At 68.7% G+C, this 17,625-nt stretch carries 14 protein-coding genes; 12 read left to right on the forward strand and 2 right to left on the reverse strand.

The window, feature by feature from the left end:
* Positions 1-255 precede the first annotated feature (255 nt).
* The 4 genes from tig (at position 256) to clpX (ending at position 4,730) form a co-directional block, all read left to right on the forward strand.
* On the forward strand, positions 256-1,644 hold the full coding sequence (tig, locus tag ACZ4S3_RS19105) for a trigger factor (RefSeq protein WP_467935351.1): 1,389 nt from the start codon (positions 256-258) through the stop codon (positions 1,642-1,644).
* A gap of 285 nt (positions 1,645-1,929) precedes the next feature.
* Positions 1,930-2,532, forward strand: a complete 603-nt coding sequence (locus ACZ4S3_RS19110; protein ID WP_467935609.1) for an ATP-dependent Clp protease proteolytic subunit — start codon at positions 1,930-1,932, stop codon at positions 2,530-2,532.
* 67 nt (positions 2,533-2,599) lie between these two features.
* The gene (locus ACZ4S3_RS19115) at positions 2,600-3,277 is read left to right on the forward strand and encodes an ATP-dependent Clp protease proteolytic subunit (protein WP_467935613.1); all 678 of its coding nucleotides are present in this window, start codon (positions 2,600-2,602) and stop codon (positions 3,275-3,277) included.
* A 169-nt stretch (positions 3,278-3,446) separates the two neighbouring features.
* A complete protein-coding gene (gene clpX / locus ACZ4S3_RS19120) occupies positions 3,447-4,730 on the forward strand; it encodes an ATP-dependent Clp protease ATP-binding subunit ClpX (protein WP_467935355.1) in 1,284 nt (427 codons plus the stop codon).
* 207 nt (positions 4,731-4,937) lie between these two features.
* Here clpX and ACZ4S3_RS19125 read toward each other — a convergent pair whose 3' ends face one another.
* On the reverse strand, positions 4,938-5,900 hold the full coding sequence (locus tag ACZ4S3_RS19125) for a hypothetical protein (protein ID WP_467935359.1): 963 nt from the start codon (positions 5,898-5,900) through the stop codon (positions 4,938-4,940).
* A 163-nt stretch (positions 5,901-6,063) separates the two neighbouring features.
* On the opposite strand from ACZ4S3_RS19125, the gene ACZ4S3_RS19130 reads away from it, so the two are divergent.
* Positions 6,064-8,685: a valine--tRNA ligase gene (locus ACZ4S3_RS19130; RefSeq protein WP_467935364.1), complete on the forward strand. Its 2,622-nt coding sequence runs from the start codon at positions 6,064-6,066 to the stop codon at positions 8,683-8,685.
* On the opposite strand, the gene ACZ4S3_RS19135 is transcribed toward ACZ4S3_RS19130, so the two are convergent.
* Positions 8,651-9,829, reverse strand: coding sequence for a hypothetical protein (locus tag ACZ4S3_RS19135; RefSeq protein WP_467935617.1), 1,179 nt, complete (start codon positions 9,827-9,829; stop codon positions 8,651-8,653). The genes ACZ4S3_RS19130 and ACZ4S3_RS19135 overlap by 35 nt on opposite strands.
* Positions 9,830-10,075: 246 nt before the next feature.
* On the opposite strand from ACZ4S3_RS19135, the gene ACZ4S3_RS19140 reads away from it, so the two are divergent.
* The 7 genes from ACZ4S3_RS19140 (at position 10,076) to mreD (ending at position 17,598) form a co-directional block, all read left to right on the forward strand.
* Positions 10,076-11,524 (forward strand): peptidoglycan D,D-transpeptidase FtsI family protein, encoded by a 1,449-nt coding sequence (locus ACZ4S3_RS19140; RefSeq protein ID WP_467935368.1) that lies wholly within the window; start codon positions 10,076-10,078, stop codon positions 11,522-11,524.
* An 82-nt stretch (positions 11,525-11,606) separates the two neighbouring features.
* The gene (gene folC / locus ACZ4S3_RS19145; protein WP_467935373.1) at positions 11,607-13,178 is read left to right on the forward strand and encodes a bifunctional tetrahydrofolate synthase/dihydrofolate synthase; all 1,572 of its coding nucleotides are present in this window, start codon (positions 11,607-11,609) and stop codon (positions 13,176-13,178) included.
* A gap of 2 nt (positions 13,179-13,180) precedes the next feature.
* Complete coding sequence (locus ACZ4S3_RS19150) at positions 13,181-13,519, forward strand: DUF4233 domain-containing protein (RefSeq protein WP_467935377.1); 339 nt, start codon at positions 13,181-13,183, stop codon at positions 13,517-13,519.
* A gap of 442 nt (positions 13,520-13,961) precedes the next feature.
* Positions 13,962-14,375 carry a nucleoside-diphosphate kinase gene (ndk, locus tag ACZ4S3_RS19155; RefSeq protein ID WP_467935381.1) on the forward strand — a complete coding sequence of 138 codons (414 nt, stop codon included), beginning with the start codon at positions 13,962-13,964 and terminating at the stop codon, positions 14,373-14,375.
* A gap of 294 nt (positions 14,376-14,669) precedes the next feature.
* Positions 14,670-15,689, forward strand: a complete 1,020-nt coding sequence (locus ACZ4S3_RS19160; RefSeq protein WP_003985182.1) for a rod shape-determining protein — start codon at positions 14,670-14,672, stop codon at positions 15,687-15,689.
* A 265-nt stretch (positions 15,690-15,954) separates the two neighbouring features.
* Positions 15,955-16,887 (forward strand): rod shape-determining protein MreC, encoded by a 933-nt coding sequence (gene mreC / locus ACZ4S3_RS19165; protein ID WP_467935385.1) that lies wholly within the window; start codon positions 15,955-15,957, stop codon positions 16,885-16,887.
* Between the two features lie 3 nt (positions 16,888-16,890).
* Positions 16,891-17,598, forward strand: a complete 708-nt coding sequence (mreD, locus tag ACZ4S3_RS19170) for a rod shape-determining protein MreD (protein WP_467935390.1) — start codon at positions 16,891-16,893, stop codon at positions 17,596-17,598.
* The last annotated feature ends 27 nt before the right edge of the window (positions 17,599-17,625 follow it).

Raw genomic sequence — 17,625 nt, forward strand, 5'->3', positions numbered from 1 at the left:
ATCCAGCCGAACCTCCGGCCGATTTTTTCGGTCACCGCTTTCGGCGCCTTCGGACCCCCTGCATCACGGCCGCCCAGCGGCGGTCATCGGCGAGCGATTCAAGATCGCGTTGTGGGCGTCATCCTCCCTGCGGTTACTATGCAAGCTGCGTGCCCGTGTGTCTCTGTATCCGGGCGCGATCAACCGGACTCCACATGAGCGGGCCCGGAAGATCTCAGGCAAAACCCCAGAAGTCAGCCCCAAGGAGACCGAACCGTGAAGAGCGCCGTGGAGACCCTGAACCCGACCCGGGTTCGGCTCACAGTCGAGGTGCCCTTCGAGGAGCTCAAGGACAGCCTCGACGCGGCGTACAAGAAGATCAACCAGCAGGTCACGGTGAAGGGCTTCCGCCAGGGCAAGATCCCGGCCCGCGTCATCGACCAGCGGTTCGGCCGCGGTGCCGTGCTGGAGGAGGCCGTCAACGACGCGCTCCCGAAGTTCTACACCGAGGCGGTCAACGAGGCTGAGCTGAACGTCCTCGGCCAGCCCGAGGTCGACATCACCGAGCTGAAGGACGGCGAGCTGCTGGCCTTCACCGCCGAGGTCGACATCCGTCCCGCCCTCGAGATCCCGGACTACTCCGGCATCGAGGTCGAGGTCGACGCCGTAGAGGTGTCGGACGAGGACATCGACAAGTCGGTCGAGCAGCTTCGTGAGCGCTTCGCCTCGACCACTGCCGTCGAGCGCGCCGCCCAGGAGGGCGACGTCCTGACGCTGGACCTCGAGGCCAAGGTGGACGGCGAGGTCCTGGAGGACGGCGTCGCCCAGGGCGTCACCTACACCGTCGGCTCCGGTGAGCTCCTCGACGGCATCGACGAGGCCGTCACGGGCGTCGAGGCCGGCGGCACCGCCACCTTCACCTCCGAGCTCAAGGGCGGCTCCGCCCAGGGCAAGGAGGCCGAGGTCAAGGTCGACGTCACCGAGGTCAAGGCCCGCGAACTGCCCGAGCTGGACGACGACTTCGCGCAGCTGGCGAGCGAGTTCGACACCCTCGAGGACCTGCGCGCCGACAGCCGTAAGCGTCTCGAGCAGATGAAGAAGTACGACCAGGCCACCCAGGCGCAGGAGAAGGTCCTGGACGAGCTGCTCAAGCTCGCCGAGGTGCCGATGCCGGAGAAGCTGCTCGCGGACGAGATGGAGACCCGCAAGCACAACCTGGTCAACCACCAGCTCGCCCAGATGGGTCTCGACCTCGCCAAGTACCTGGAGATCCAGGGCAAGACCGAGGAAGAGTTCGACGCCGAGACCAAGGAGCAGGCGGAGAAGGGCATCAAGACCCAGTTCATCCTCGACGAGCTGGTCAACAAGGAGAAGCTGAACGTCAGCCAGGAGGAGCTCACCGAGCACCTCATGCGCCGCGCGCAGTCCTCCGGCATGTCCCCCGACCAGTTCGCCCAGGCCGTCGTCGAGGGCGGCCAGGTGCCGATGCTCGTCGGTGAGGTCGCCCGCGGCAAGGCGCTCGCGGTGGTCGTCGAGGCCGCCACGGTCAAGGACTCCAACGGCGAGGTCATCGAGCTCGACGACGAGGACGAGACCGCCGAGACGGTCGTCGCGGCCGCCGAGGGCGACGACGAGGCCGCCGCCGACGAGAAGCCCGAGGCCTGAGCTTCGGCCGCCACGCGGCATTGCTGAGTACGGGCCCGAACACGCACGTCCGCGTGTTCGGGCCCGTAGTCATACCGGACCGGTGAGCCTGCGCTCACAGCGAACAGTTCTCAATGCGGGATGGCGTTGTCCGACCTGCGCGTTAGGGTCCGTAGATACGAGGGCAGGGGAGTCCCTGAAACCGCGCCGGCGCACCAGACGGCGGCGGTCCCCGCGCCTCAGAAGACGACGCTGAGACGGTCGCGAACCGTCCGACAACGAGCAGGTGGACACGTGACGATCCCGATGCCTTCCGCCGCCGCTGAGCCGACCTTCGGTGGCCTCGGCGACCAGGTCTACAACCGGCTGCTCGGCGAGCGGATCATCTTCCTCGGCCAGCCGGTCGACGACGACATCGCCAACAAGATCACCGCGCAGCTGCTTCTCCTGGCCGCGGACCCGGACAAGGACATCTTCCTCTACATCAACTCCCCGGGCGGCTCGATCTCGGCCGGCCTCGCGATCTACGACACCATGCAGTACATCAAGAACGACGTGGTGACGATCGCGATGGGCCTCGCCGCCTCCATGGGGCAGTTCCTGCTGAGCGCCGGTACCCCGGGCAAGCGCTTCGCGCTGCCGAACGCCGAGATCCTCATCCACCAGCCCTCCGCGGGCCTCGCCGGCTCCGCCTCGGACATCAAGATCCACGCCGAGCGGCTGCTGCACACCAAGAAGCGGATGGCTGAGCTGACCGCCTTCCACACCGGTCAGACCGTCGAGCGCATCACCCACGACTCGGACCGCGACCGCTGGTTCTCCGCCGACGAGGCCAAGGAGTACGGCCTCATCGACGATGTGATGATCTCTGCCGCGGGCGTTCCGGGCGGGGGCGGCACCGGGGCCTGAGCCCCGTACCACTCGCCCCACAGCCACCCCAGCCCACTTGATCGCCACCAGGACGGTGAACACCACGATGAACAACTTCCCCGGCAGCGGCCTCTACCAGGGCGCGGAGGCCGAGTTTTCCGGCCCGCGCGCCGAGTCCCGCTACATCGTCCCGCGCTTCGTCGAGCGCACCTCGCAGGGTGTGCGCGAGTACGACCCGTACGCGAAGCTCTTCGAGGAGCGCGTGATCTTCCTCGGCGTGCAGATCGACGATGCCTCGGCCAACGACGTCATGGCGCAGCTGCTGTGCCTGGAGTCGATGGACCCGGACCGGGACATCTCCATCTACATCAACTCGCCCGGTGGCTCCTTCACGGCGCTCACGGCCATCTACGACACCATGCAGTTCGTGAAGCCGGACATCCAGACGGTCTGCATGGGCCAGGCGGCCTCCGCGGCGGCCGTGCTGCTCGCGGCCGGCACGCCCGGCAAGCGGATGGCGCTGCCGAACGCCCGGGTACTGATCCACCAGCCGTACAGTGAGACCGGCCGCGGCCAGGTCTCCGACCTGGAGATCGCCGCCAACGAGATCCTGCGGATGCGCTCGCAGCTGGAGGACCTGCTGGCGAAGCACTCCTCCACGCCGATCGAGAAGATCCGCGACGATATCGAGCGTGACAAGATCCTGACCGCCGAGGAGTCGCTGGCGTACGGTCTGGTCGACCAGATCGTCTCGACGCGGAAGTCGTCCGTCTCGATCGGCTAGCGATCTTCGCAATATAAGCCGGAGCGTTGCCCCCTTGGACCGAGTCGGGACCGAGTGAACCGAGTCGGTCCAAGGGGGGCCCGCACAGGGGGCCCGGCAAGGTACCGTCGATAGGCAAGCACCCGGGTCCGTGGAGCAATACGGATCCCAGGCGAAGGGGAAGCACCTCGTGGCACGCATCGGTGACGGCGGCGACCTGCTCAAGTGCTCATTCTGCGGAAAGAGCCAGAAGCAGGTGAAGAAGCTCATCGCGGGACCTGGTGTGTACATCTGCGACGAGTGCATCGACCTCTGCAACGAAATCATCGAGGAGGAGCTCGCCGAGACCTCCGAGGTGCGCTGGGAAGAGCTTCCCAAGCCCCGCGAGATCTACGAGTTCCTCAACGGTTATGTGGTGGGCCAGGACCCCGCCAAGAAGGCGCTCTCGGTCGCCGTCTACAACCACTACAAGCGGGTGCAGGCGGGCGAGAACGGCGGCGGCCGCGGCGACGAGGGCATCGAGCTCTCCAAGTCCAACATCCTGCTGCTCGGCCCCACCGGCTCCGGCAAGACGCTGCTGGCGCAGACGCTCGCCCGGATGCTCAACGTCCCCTTCGCGTTCGCCGACGCCACGGCGCTGACGGAGGCCGGCTATGTCGGCGAGGACGTCGAGAACATCCTCCTCAAGCTGATCCAGGCCGCGGACTTCGACATCAAGAAGGCCGAGACCGGCATCATCTACATCGACGAGATCGACAAGGTCGCCCGCAAGAGCGAGAACCCCTCGATCACGCGAGACGTCTCCGGCGAGGGCGTCCAGCAGGCGCTGCTGAAGATCCTGGAGGGCACCACCGCCTCGGTTCCGCCGCAGGGCGGCCGTAAGCACCCCCATCAGGAATTCATCCAGATCGACACGACGAACGTCCTGTTCATCGTGGGCGGCGCGTTCGCCGGTCTGGAGAAGATCATCGAGTCCCGGTCCGGCGCCAAGGGCATCGGCTTCGGCGCCACGATCCGCTCCAAGCGCGAGATCGAGTCCAAGGACCAGCTCCAGGAGGTCATGCCGGAGGACCTGGTGAAGTTCGGGATGATCCCCGAGTTCATCGGCCGTCTCCCCGTCCTCACCTCCGTCCACAACCTCGACCGCGAGGCGCTGCTGCAGATCCTGGTCGAGCCGCGCAACGCCCTCGTCAAGCAGTACAAGCGCCTCTTCGAACTCGACGGCGTGGAGCTGGACTTCGACCGCCCCGCGCTCGAGGCCATCGCCGACCAGGCCATCCTCCGCGGCACCGGCGCGCGAGGCCTGCGCGCCATCATGGAAGAGGTCCTGTCCTCGGCGATGTACGAGGTCCCCTCCCGCAAGGACGTCGCCCGGGTCGTCATCACCGCGGACGTCGTTCACTCGAACGTGAACCCGACTCTGGTGCCGCGCAATCGCGGCGAGTCGGGGGAGCCGCACGAGAAGAGCGCGTAGGGCTCATCCGTAGCCTTCGTGGCCGATACACAGCCGCCCGGTAGCGCATGCGCTACCGGGCGGCTGTGTCTGTGGCGGGGGCAAGTGCCGTAGTTCATCCGCCGACGAGGTAACCGGCCTCGGCGTGGCCGAAGCGCGCGAAGGGCTCCCGACGGGAAACCTTGTCGGGAGCCCTTTCGTGGCCGGCCGTCGGCCGCTGCGGAAGTGCTACTTCTCCTTGCGGACCTCGTTGCGGACCTTGGCGGTCTTCTCGGCCAGGTCCGCTTCGGCGATCGCCTTCGCGGTGGGCTCCCCACCAGGCGTTGTGGAGGGGACGTCCTTCGACTGGACGACGCCGATCGCGCTGCTGTCACCCCAGATGCAGGTGGTGGCGTTGAGGGAAATGCTCATGCCGCTGCTTCCAACGGTGGCCTTCTGCGTCTTGCACTTGACGACCGCGCCGTCAAAGTCGGCCGGCGAGTACTCCGTCGGCCCGGAGACCGTCTCGACCTTGACCTTCATGCCGGACGAGCTCTGGTTCTCGTTCTGCTTCTGCTCCATCTCGGAGAACATCTGGTCCACGGCGGCATTCGGGTCGTTGACCTTGCCGTACACGCCGATCACCGACAGGATCTGCTTGCTGTCGTTCGTGTACGCAGCCATGACCCCCTTGCCCTCGGTGATCCCAAGAGCCTTCAGCTCCTTGTCGTCGCTGAAGTCCTCGGCCTTGGAACCCGTCTGCTGCTTGTGGAACGACGCCTGCAGCAGATCGTTCGGCATCTCGATGGTGTACGGCTTCACATTGCCGCCCCCACCCGACCCGAACACGAGGTACGCCCCCACGCCGATCGCCGCGACCACGGCCACCGCGCCGATGATCAGGCCGATCTTCTTGCCGCTGCCGCCGCCCTCCGGCGAGCCCTGGGGGATCGCGCCGTAGGGGGTCTGCTGCTGGCCGTAGCCGGGCTGCTGCTGGCCCTGCTGGGGGTAGCCGTAGGCGGGCTGGCCGGGCTGCTGCTGGCCCTGCTGGGGGTAGCCGTAGCCGCCGCCCTGCTGCGGGGGCACCTGGCCGCCCTGCTGGGGGTAGCCGTAACCGGGCTGCGGGGCCTGCGGCTGCTGCGGCTGACCGTACGGGCCGGGCTGCTGGGGCTGCTGGCCGTACGGGCCGGGCGGCGGCTGGTTGTAGCTCATGGAGCGGTTCCCCTCGTAACAACTGTTGGCAGCCGACCGTGGCGTGCTGCCCGCATCTGATTTTTATGCGCTGCAGACATCCTGTACGACGCCGCCGACAGTCGGTGCCCCGGGGGCGAAACCGATTCGAAGCTGCTACATACGCGCCCGTACACTGTCCGTCGTGACCGAGAACACTCAGCAGAGCAACCACAGCGCCCCCGAACTGCCGACTCAGTACACGCCGGCCGATGTAGAGGGGCCGCTGTACGAGCGCTGGGTAGAGCGGGGCTATTTCGAGGCGGACGAGAAGAGCGAGAAGCCGCCGTACACGATCGTCATTCCGCCGCCGAACGTGACCGGCAGCCTGCACCTGGGGCATGCCTTCGAGCACACGCTGATCGACGCGCTCACGCGCCGCAAGCGGATGCAGGGCTACGAGACGCTGTGGCAGCCGGGCATGGACCACGCCGGTATCGCCACCCAGAACGTCGTGGAGCGGGAGCTCGCCAAGGAAGGCGTCTCGCGCCACGACCTGGGCCGCGAGGCGTTCGTCGAGCGGGTCTGGCAGTGGAAGAACGAGTCCGGTGGGCAGATCTCCGGCCAGATGCGTCGCCTCGGCGACGGTGTCGCCTGGTCGCGTGAGCGGTTCACGATGGACGAGGGGCTGTCCAAGGCCGTCCAGACGATCTTCAAGCGGCTCTACGACGACGAGCTCATCTACCGCGCCGAGCGCATCATCAACTGGTGCCCGCGCTGCCTGACCGCCATCTCGGACATCGAGGTGGAGTATCAGGACGATGACGGCGAGCTCGTGTCGATCCGGTACGGGGAGGGTGACGCGTCGATCGTCGTCGCCACGACCCGCGCCGAGACGATGCTCGGTGACACCGCCGTCGCCGTTCACCCGGAGGACGAGCGCTACGCCCATCTCATCGGCACCGAGATCGAGTTGCCGCTGACCGGCCGCCGGATCCCGGTCGTCGCGGACGAGCACGTCGACCCGGAGTTCGGTACGGGTGCGGTCAAGGTCACCCCGGCTCACGACCCCAACGACTTCGAGATCGGCCGCCGGCACGACCTGGCGAACCTCGCCGTGCTCGACGAGCGCGGCATCATCACGGCGCACGGTCCCTTCCAGGGGCTGGACCGCTTCGAGGCCCGTTCGGCGATCGTCGGTGCGCTGCGCGCCGAGGGCCGTATCGTCGCCGAGAAGCGGCCGTACACGCACTCCGTCGGGCACTGCTCGCGCTGCAAGACCACCATCGAGCCGCGGCTGTCCATGCAGTGGTGGGTCAAGGTCGGCCCGCTGGCGAAGGCCGCGGGTGACGCGGTCCGTGACGGGAAGGTCGCGATCCATCCGAAGGAGATGGAGTCGCGGTACTTCGGCTGGGTGGACAACCTTCACGACTGGTGCATTTCGCGGCAGTTGTGGTGGGGTCACCGCATTCCGGTCTGGTACGGGCCGAACGGTGAGGTCGTCTGCGTCGGACCCGATGACGAGGCGCCCACCGGCGAGGGATGGCACCAGGACACCGATGTCCTCGACACGTGGTTCTCGTCCGGCCTGTGGCCGTTCTCCACGCTCGGCTGGCCCGAGCAGACCCCGAGCGTCGAGAAGTTCTACCCGAACTCCGTGCTGGTCACCGGCTACGACATCCTCTTCTTCTGGGTCGCCCGGATGATGATGTTCGGGCTGTACGCGATGGATGGCACCCCGCCGTTCCACACCATCGCGCTGCACGGCATGGTCCGTGACCAGTTCGGCAAGAAGATGTCCAAGTCGTTCGGGAATGCGGTCAATCCGCTGGACTGGATGGACGCGTACGGGTCGGACGCCGTCCGCTTCACCCTCGCCCGTGGCGCCAACCCCGGTGTCGACGTCCCGATCGGTGAGGACTGGGTCCAGGGGTCCCGTAACTTCGCCAACAAGATCTGGAACGCCACCCGCTTCGCGCTGATGAACGGTGCGACGGTGGAGGGCGAACTGCCGCCCGCCGAGCAGCTGTCGGCGACCGACCGGTGGATCCTCTCCCGGCTGAACTCGGTCGTCGCCGAGGTGGACGCGTACTACGACGACTACCAGTTCGCGAAGCTGTCCGACACCCTCTTCCACTTCGCGTGGGACGAGGTCTTCGACTGGTACGTCGAGCTGTCGAAGACGACGTTCATGGCGGGCGGTCCGGCCGCCGACGCCTCGCGCCGGGTGCTGGGCGAGGTCCTGGACGTCACGCTGCGGCTGCTGCACCCGATCGTGCCGTTCGTCACCGAGACGCTCTGGACGACGCTGACCGGCGGAGAGTCGCTCGTCATCGCCGAGTGGCCCGCCGACTCCGGCTTCCGGGACGCGGCGGCGGAGAAGGAGATCGGGACCGTTCAGCAGGTCGTCACCGAGGTCCGCCGGTTCCGCTCCGACCAGGGGCTGCAGCCGGGCCAGAAGGTCCCCGCCCAGCTGGACCTGTCCGGTACGACGCTGGCGGCGCACGAGGCCGCGATGCGTTCGCTGCTGCGGCTGCAGCCGGCCGGTGACGACTTCAGTGTCACCGCGTCGCTGCCGGTCGCGGGGGCGACGGTCGCGCTGGACCTGTCCGGCGCGATCGACGTCGAGGCGGAGCGCAAGCGCCTGACGAAGGATCTGGCGGCTGCCGAGAAGGAGAAGGCGCAGGCCACCGGGAAGCTCGGCAACGAGGCGTTCCTGGCCAAGGCGCCGGAGAAGGTCGTGGACAAGATCCGCGGCCGGCTGGAGGCCGCGGAGGCGGACATCGTCCGCATCACCGCGCAGCTGGCGGCTCTGCCCAAGGCGTAGCAGCCATACGGTCCGCAGGCCCCTCGTCCCTCCGGGCGGGGGGCCTGCGGCGTCCCCGGCCGCCCCGCCGCCCCCTCTCCCGTACCGGCCAGAGCAGGACGTACGCCGTCGAGACGGCCACGAAGGCGAGGCGGATCAGGCCGCGGGCGGCATCGTCGGGGATCACGAAGACGCTGCCGTAGAGGATGAGCACGGCCAGCCAGCTCCACCAGGGGACCAGACGGCGCTGGCCGATGACGTCCCACAGGAGCGTGCCGAGCAGGACGGACGCCGTGTAGTACGTGTAGACGCTCGGGTCGAGGACGATCCGGGCGTTGGCGCCGAGCAGGACGACGGCGGCCCAGCGGCCGCGCCAGACGGCGATGGCGCCCAGCGCGAGGCCGAGGGCGGCCTGGGCGGGGCGGTCCCAGCCGGGGGTTTCCGGGTCGCCGACGCCCAGCCAGCGCAGGGCGGACGCCGGATGGTTGGGGATGGCGAATTTCGCGGCGGCGAAGGACTGGGTGTCGCCGAGGAAGAACGGGAGCCAGGCGAGGGCGACCAGGCCCGCGCACCACAGGCCGGCCCGCAGCCACTTCTCCCTGGGCAGGGCCAGCAGCAGGGGGAGGAAGGCCAGGGCGGTGGGCTTGGAGTCCATGGCGAGGGCCAGGAAGACGCCGGTGAGGGCGGCGTTGCCGCGGGTCACGGACCGCACGGCGAGGGTGGTGAAGAACAGCGCCAGGACATCGTCGAGATGCCCGAAGCGGACCGCGACCTCGATCCACATCGGGATGAAGGCCAGCCCGGCGATCAGTACGCGCTGCCGCAGCCGCTGGTGGTTGGTGCCGGTGCCCAGGAAGTGGTGGGCGGCGCTGCGGCCCGCCAGCACCACGATGACCAGCCCGAGCAGCGACATCAGGGCCGCCGCGAGGAACTGGCCGGTGGCCTCGGGGAACGGATTGAACAGGCCGGCGGTCAGAAAGCTGAGCGGGCCCATCTGGAGCTCGGGGTGGTGGGCGTAGAGGTTGAGGCCGCCGGTGCCGTCGCCCGAGGTGCCCTGGTATATCAGTTCGCCGCCGGTGCGCAGATAGTGCCAGGAGAAGCCGCCGTGCGGCTCGACCACGACGAACCACAGCACGGTCCAGGCGGTGAGCAGCACCAAATGCATCCGCTGACTGATTGCCGGCACCCGTCTTCAGCTCCTGCTTTCCCGTCCGCTTGCGGTCACGATGATCACCGGGGGCGTACACAGCCCACCCACGAAGAGGGGGAAAAGCGGCGGAACGTTGTCCCGGCCGGCCGATTCGGCCGATTCGGGCCGTTCTCATGGCGCTCTCATGAACGGGAGGCACCGTGGACCGGAATGCCGGAGTTCCGCAGAAACCGCCAGTCCATCACCGAGGAGCCGCGCCCCATGAACAAGCCACTGCGACGGGTCTCGGTCTTCTGCCTCGCCCTGATACTCGCGCTGATGGGCTGGGCGACCTGGATCCAGGGCGCAAAGGCCAGTGACTACATGGGCGACTCGCGCAATCCGCGGGTGACGATCGGCAAGTACGCGGCACCGCTGGGCAACATCCTGGTCGACGGGGAACCGGTCACCGGATCGGCCGCCACCTCCGCCACGCTGAAGTACAAGCGGACCTACAAGGACGGCCCGCTGTACGCCCCCGTGACCGGCTTCACCTCCCAGATCTTCGGCAGCAACCAGCTGGAGAGCCTCTACGGCGACCTCCTGGACGGTTCCGACAGCCGGCTGCAGAGCCCCGCCGACGCGGTGCTGCACGAGCGGGCCAAGGGCGGCGATGTGGCCACCACCATCGACCCCAAGGTGCAAAAGGCCGGGTATGAGGCGCTGGGCGACAAGAAGGGCGCGGCGGTCGCCCTCGACCCTGCGACCGGGCGGATTCTGGGCATGGTCAGCACCCCGTCGTACGACCCGGGGAAGTTCGCCGGATCCGGCAGCGCCGACCAGAAGGCCTGGAAGGCGATGGCCGGGGACGGCGACCAGCCCAATGTGAACCGTGCGCTGCGCCAGGCCCTGCCGCCCGGCTCCACCTTCAAGCTGGTGGTCGCCGCGGCTGCTCTGGAGAACGGCCTGTACTCCTCGGTGGACGAGCCCACCGACAGCCCCGACCCGTACACCCTCCCGCACACCCGCACCGAGCTGACCAACGAGAGCGCCTCCGCGCCCTGCAAGAACGCGACCCTGCGTACCGCGCTCCAGTACTCCTGCAACACCGTCTTCGCGAAGATCGCCGCCGATCTGGGCCAGGACAAGGTGGCGGCGCAGGCCGAGAAGTTCGGTTTCAACGACGGCAAGGTGGACGTCCCGGTCCGGGCCGCCAAGAGCGTCTATCCCACGGACATGGACTCCGCGCAGACCGCGCTGTCCGGGATCGGCCAGTTCAACGACCAGGCCACCCCGCTGCAGATGGCGATGGTCTCCTCGGCCATCGCCAACGGCGGTGAGCTGAAGACCCCGCAGCTGGTCGACAAGCTCACCGACGGCGGCGGCAACACCGTCCAGCACAACCGCCCGAAGACGTACGGCAAGGTGATGTCCGCACACACCGCCGAGCAGCTGCGGTCGGCGATGCGGACGGTCGTGGACAAGGGCACCGGGTCCAACGCGAAGATCGGCGGGCTGACCGTCGGCGGCAAGACCGGTACCGCTCAGCACGGCGTCGACAACAGCGGCACGCCCTATGCCTGGTTCGTCTCGTACGCGACGAACAGTGCGGGCAAGCAGGTGGCCGTCGCCGTGATGGTCGAGGACGGGCATGCGGCGCGCAACGAGGTGTCCGGCAACGGGCTGGCCGCGCCGGTCGCCCGCGCCATGATGAAGGCGGCGCTCTCGTAGCGGAAGGCGGGGCTGTCCTGCAGGGATGCGGCGGGGGCGGCGGGGGCGCCCGCTGTCAGAGGTGCCTCGTAGACTTGTCGTCGTGAGCGAGCGCCCCCGAAACGACGACCCTGACCCCACCGACGGCCCCGACCCGGCCGACGCCTTCGATGACATGGTCGAGGCCGAGACCACCCTTCCCCAAGCTCTCAGCTCCGATCGAGCAGGGGAGACCCCTACCCCGGACCTGGCGGTGATCGAGGCCGGCAGCCGGACGCTGCGCGCGCAGGCCGGACCGCCGCAAGGGGACGGTGTTCCCACCCGGCCCGCCGACCCCGAGCTCGACCGGGCGCTGCGCGCCGTCGAGGAGGAGCTGGCCGGCCGCTGGGGCGAGACCAAACTCGACCCGTCGGTCCAGCGCATCGTGGCGCTGCTGGACATCCTGGGCTCGCCGCAGCGCGCCTACCCCTCCATCCACATCACGGGCACCAACGGCAAGACCAGCACGGCCCGCATGATCGAGGCCCTGCTGGGCGCCTTCGAGCTGCGCACCGGCCGCTACACCAGCCCACACGTCCAGTCGATCACCGAGCGGATCAGCCTGGACGGCTCCCCGATCTCCGCCGAGCGCTTCATCGAGGCATACCGGGACATCGCCCCGTATCTGGAGATGGTCGACGCGCAGCAGGAGTACCGCCTGTCGTTCTTCGAGGTGCTGACGGCGATGGCGTACGCCGCCTTCGCGGACGCCCCGGTGGACGTCGCCGTCGTCGAGGTCGGCATGGGCGGCACCTGGGACGCGACGAACGTCATCGACGGCGATGTCGCCGTGATCACCCCGATTTCGCTGGACCACACCGACCGGCTGGGCGAGACGCCCGAGCAGATCGCCGGCGAGAAGTCCGGGATCATCAAGAAGGACGCCACCGTCGTGCTGGCCCAGCAGCCGGTCGACGCGGCGTCCGTGATGCTCAAGCGCGCGGTCGAGGTGGACGCGACGGTCGCCCGCGAGGGCATGGAGTTCGGGGTCCTCTCCCGGGAGGTGGCCGTCGGCGGCCAGATGCTGACGCTGCGCGGGCTGGGCGGTGAGTACCCGGAGGTCTTCCTGCCGCTGTACGGCGCCCACCAGGCGCACAACGCCGCGGTGGCGCTCGCCGCGGTCGAGGCGTTCTTCGGCATCGGCTCCGAGCAGGCCCGTACGCTCGACATCGACACCGTCCGCTCCGCGTTCGCCGCGGTCTCCTCGCCGGGCCGGATGGAGGTCGTGCGGCGCAGCCCGACGGTCGTCCTGGACGCGGCGCACAACCCCGCGGGCGCGCGGGCCGCGGCCGAGGCGGTCACCGAGGCGTTCGGCTTCAGCCGGCTGGTGGGCGTCGTCGGCACCAGCGAGGGCAAGGACGTACGCGGCGTGCTGGAGGCGTTCGAGCCGATCTTCGCCGAGGTCGTGGTGACCCGTAATTCCAGCCATCGCGGGATGGACGCCGATGAGCTGGCGGCGGTCGCCGTCGAGGTCTTCGGCGCCGATCGGGTCCAGGTCGAGCCGCGGCTCGATGACGCCCTGGAGGTGGCGATCACCCTCGCCGAGGAAGAGGGCGAATTCTCCGGAGCCGGTGTGCTGGTGACCGGCTCCGTGATCACGGTCGGCGAGGCCCGGCTGCTCCTGGGGAGGAACTGACCATGCGCACTCTGTGTGCCGGCACGCTGATCGGCGAGTTCTTCGTTGTCGGCTTCGCCGGGCTGGTCGCGATGCAGCTCACCGGTCTGCCGACGGCCACGGTCTGGACGGTCAGCGGCATCGCCATGCTGGTCAGCCTTCTGCTGTGCGGGATGCTGGGCCGCCCCGGCGGTGTCCAGCTCGGCTGGGCGCTGCAGATCGCCCTGATCGCCAGCGGCTTCGTCGTCCCGACGATGTTCTTCCTGGGGACGGTGTTCGCCGCCCTGTGGTGGGCGTCGGTCCACTTCGGCCGCAAGATCGACACAGCCAAGGCCGCGGCCGCGGCGCCTGCGGCTGGCTGATCCCCACGTTGTTGGGTGCGGCGCCGTTACGCCTGCGGCGGGCGGTGCCGCTGCGCGGGGCTGTACGGCAGCGGTGCCGGTCCTGCGGACTTCGTCCTCCGGCCCGTCCCCTTCCGTTGTGGGTGGGGAAAAGACCAGGTGGCTGGGGATACCCAGAGCGGGCAGCGAGCGAGGGGTTGTCTTTTCACCACCCCTCCTCGGGAGGTGCCGGGTCGTAGCGGCGGAGCCGTGCAGGCCCGGCGCCGCGGCGAACAGCCCCGCGCAGCGGAGACGGCCCGCCCCAGGCGCAACGGCGCGATACCCGGCGACGTACGGCCCAGGCCAAGCGGCCCGCGCCACGGCGGGAAAGCCAACAACGTTCGGCCAAGGCAAAGCGCAGCGAACGGGCCAGGTAGCCTCAAGGGCACCCGCTGACCGTTGTAGATATACAGGGAGCCCCTTCGTGAGCCAGCGCACGCTCGTCCTTCTCAAGCCCGACGCCGTTCGCCGCGGTCTGATCGGCGAGATCATCGGCCGTATCGAGAAGAAGGCCGGCTGGACGATCGCCGCGCTGGAGCTGCGCACCCTGGACCGCGGGCTTCTTGAGCAGCACTACGCCGAGCACGTCGGCAAGCCCTTTTACGAGCCCCTGGTCGAATTCATGTCCTCCGGACCGGTTGTCTCGTTCGTCGTCGAAGGGGAGCGGGTCATCGAAGGAGTGCGCGTGCTGGCCGGTCCGACTGACCCGATTGCCGCACCGAGTGGGTCCATTCGTGGGGACTTTGGCACGATCACCCGAGAGAATCTGATCCACGCCTCGGATTCCGAAGAGTCCGCCGAGCGCGAGATCAAGATTTTCTTCCCGGGGATTTCCTGACGCATCGTTACGCGCACATCCCTTGTGACCTGGGGCGACCGGTGGAATCATCGGTCGCCCCTTGGCATATGCGACTCGATCGGGGGAACGCATCCCCGCGACACGACGTCACCATTAAGGGGGGCCGGTGCGTGTACGGCTGACAATGGCGCTCAAGGCTCCACCGTGTTCGAGTGGGTGGCACGGCGAGACTACGATGGAGCTTCCGCGCCATACAGCGCATCACCTCCTGCCGACCTCAAGTAAGCATTCGCTCCAGTTGGGAAGGCCAGACGTATCCTCATGGGGAACAACATGTCGTTCATCGGCCGTGACATGGCTGTCGACCTCGGGACCGCCAACACGCTGGTGTACGTCAGGGGCCGCGGCATCGTCCTCAACGAGCCGTCGGTCGTGGCCATCAACACCAACACCGGCGGCATCCTCGCGGTAGGTGCCGAGGCGAAGAAGATGATCGGGCGCACGCCCGGCAACATCGTCGCCGTACGGCCCCTGAAGGACGGCGTTATCGCCGACTTCGAGATCACCGAGCGGATGCTCCGCTACTTCATCCTCAAGATCCACAAGCGGCGCTATCTGGCCCGTCCGCGGGTGGTCGTGTGTGTTCCCTCCGGCATCACCGGAGTTGAGCGCCGCGCCGTCATCGAGGCCTCGACCCAGGCCGGCGCGCGCCAGGTCCACATCATCGAGGAGCCGATGGCCGCGGCGATCGGCTCCGGACTGCCGGTCCATGAGGCCACCGGCAACATGGTCGTGGACATCGGCGGCGGCACGACCGAGGTCGCGGTCATCTCGCTCGGCGGGATCGTCACGGCCCAGTCCATCCGGGTGGCCGGCGATGAGCTCGACAACGCGATCATCCAGCACATCAAGAAGGAGTACAGCCTTCTGCTGGGCGAGCGCACCGCCGAGAGCATCAAGATCACCATCGGCTCGGCGTACGACCTCGAGCAGGACGAGCACACCGAGATCCGCGGCCGCGACCTGGTCTCCGGCCTGCCGAAGACCGTGGTCATCTCGGCCGCCGAGGTCCGCAAGGCCATCGAGGAGCCGGTCAACTCCATCGTCGACGCGGTCAAGACGACCCTCGACAAGTGCCCGCCGGAGCTGTCCGGTGATGTCATGGACCGCGGCATCGTGCTCACCGGAGGCGGCGCCCTGCTGCGTGGCCTCGATGAGCGGCTGCGCCGCGAGACCGGCATGCCCATCCACATCGCCGAGGACCCGCTCGACTCCGTCGCGCTCGGTTCCGGCAAGTGCGTCGAGGAGTTCGAGGCGCTGCAGCAGGTCCTCGACTCCCAGCCCCGCAGGTAGCACGTCCTTGGCCCCGGCCCTGCCCGCGGCGCACCGTACGGCGCGCCGCGAGGGCCGGCGCCACCTCAGCAGTACCCGATTCCTCCGCTGAATCGTTGATATACAGGCACAACACCTCGCCACAGGCACAACACCTCGACAGACACGGTGCACTGAGACTCCACCACCGGGCACCGCTCATACAGGCACAACGCTCAACTCCCGAACGAGACCGGCGCGGGCCCGCAGCCGGCCGGTCCTACGAGGAAGGACACGGCCGCCGCACGTGAGGGACACACGAGAGAGCCGGCTGCTGCTGGTGCTGCTGGTCGCGATCGCGTTCGCGCTGATCACGGTCGATATCCGCGGCGGTGAACAGTCCCCGCTCGATGGCGCCCGGCAAGTCGCAGCCTCCGCCTTCGGCCCGGTCGAGAACGGCGTCGCGCGCGTCGTCAGCCCGGTCGGCAACGCCGTCGGCGCCGTACGGGACTCCGGGGAACGGCACAGCCGCATCGCCCTGCTGGAGCGCGAGAACGCCGCCCTCAAGGCGAAGCTCGGCTCCTCCGACCGCAACCGCAGCCGCGCCACCCAGCTCGACAAGATGCTCAAGACCGCCGGCCAGGGCCAGTACGGGATCAAGGGCGCCGAGGTCATCGCCATCGGTGCCGCCCAGGGCTTCTCCTGGACCGTCACCATCGACGCCGGCAGCCGCGACGGCATCGCCCGCGATATGACCGTCCTCAACGGCGACGGTCTGGTCGGCCGGGTCACCACCGTCGGCGCCGACACCGCCACCGTACTGCTGGCCAACGACCCCGACTTCACCGTCGGCACCCGGATGGAGAAGACCAACGAGATCGGCTTCGCCAACGGTCAGGGCGGCCGCTCGCTGCGTGTCCAGCTCCTGAACGGCAAGGCCGCGGTCAAGAAGGGCGACCGCCTGGTCACCTTCGGCTCCAGCGCCGACAAGCCGTTCGTGCCCGGCGTTCCGGTCGGCCAGATCGTCAAGGTCGAGCCGTCCAACGGTGATCTGACCCGCACCCTCCAGGTCCGCCCTTACGTCGCCTTCTCGCAGCTCGACATCGTCGGCGTCGTCGTCCAGCCGCCCCGCGAGGACCCGCGCGACACCGTCCTGCCGCGCAGACCGGCCAAGCCGAAACCGGCACCGACGGTTACGGTCACGGCCACCCCCACCGAGAGCGCCCCTCCCAGGAGCTGACCGATGCGCATCAACCGGATCCTGCTCGCGACCCCGCTGGTGGTCGTCGCCCTGGTCATTCAGGTCAGCGTCCTCGCCCGGCTCCAACTGCCCGGCGCCGTACCGGACCTGCTGCTGCTGGTCGTGCTGGCCCTCGCGCTGGTCTACGGCCATGTCGGCGGCTGTCTGGTCGGCTTCGGCGCCGGACTGCTCGCCGATCTCGCCCCGCCCTCCGACCACGCCATCGGCCGGTACGCGCTGGTGCTCTGCGTCATCGGCTACGTCGCCGGCCTGACCAAGCCCGACTCCGGCCAGCACCGCTCGGCGACCGTCCCCCTGATGGTCGTCATCGCCGCCGCCATCGGCTCGACGCTGATGTACGCGGGCGTCGGCGCGCTGGTCGGTGACACCGCCGCCCGGCACGTCGGCCTCGTGGGGCTGCTGGTCAGCGCCACTCTCTACGACCTGCTGCTCGCCCCGTTCATCGTCCCGCTGGTGATGGCCGTCGCGCGCAGAACGGAGAACGACCCGCTGGCCGCCGACGGCTCCGGCGGCAAGGGCGGTTCGGCCGGCAGCCGTGACGCGGCGTACGGCTGGCTGAGCACCGGCACCGGCTTCACAGCCAGCCGCGGTATGAAGAAGTCCGGGTGGATCGGGGGCCAGCGCGGCGGGCTGCTCGGCAAGCCCGCCCGTAACAAGACGGACCGCATCAAGGGGGTCAAGCGGCTGTGAGCAACGCCCACCCGTCGCCCGACCACC

It is taken from the genome of Streptomyces sp. NPDC028368 (assembly GCF_055565615.1).

Excerpts from the sequence above, each read along its gene's own strand:
- ACZ4S3_RS19150 (WP_467935377.1), top strand. The coding sequence starts at position 13,181 with ATGCGCACTCTGTGTGCCGGCACGCTGATCGGCGAGTTCTTCGTTGTC.
- ACZ4S3_RS19160 (WP_003985182.1), top strand. The coding sequence starts at position 14,670 with ATGTCGTTCATCGGCCGTGACATGGCTGTCGACCTCGGGACCGCCAAC.
- ACZ4S3_RS19110 (WP_467935609.1), top strand. The coding sequence starts at position 1,930 with ATGCCTTCCGCCGCCGCTGAGCCGACCTTCGGTGGCCTCGGCGACCAG.
- ACZ4S3_RS19115 (WP_467935613.1), top strand. The coding sequence starts at position 2,600 with ATGAACAACTTCCCCGGCAGCGGCCTCTACCAGGGCGCGGAGGCCGAG.
- ACZ4S3_RS19140 (WP_467935368.1), top strand. The coding sequence starts at position 10,076 with ATGAACAAGCCACTGCGACGGGTCTCGGTCTTCTGCCTCGCCCTGATA.
- mreD (WP_467935390.1), top strand. The coding sequence starts at position 16,891 with ATGCGCATCAACCGGATCCTGCTCGCGACCCCGCTGGTGGTCGTCGCC.
- ACZ4S3_RS19135 (WP_467935617.1), bottom strand. The coding sequence starts at position 9,829 with ATGCATTTGGTGCTGCTCACCGCCTGGACCGTGCTGTGGTTCGTCGTG.
- ACZ4S3_RS19125 (WP_467935359.1), bottom strand. The coding sequence starts at position 5,900 with ATGAGCTACAACCAGCCGCCGCCCGGCCCGTACGGCCAGCAGCCCCAG.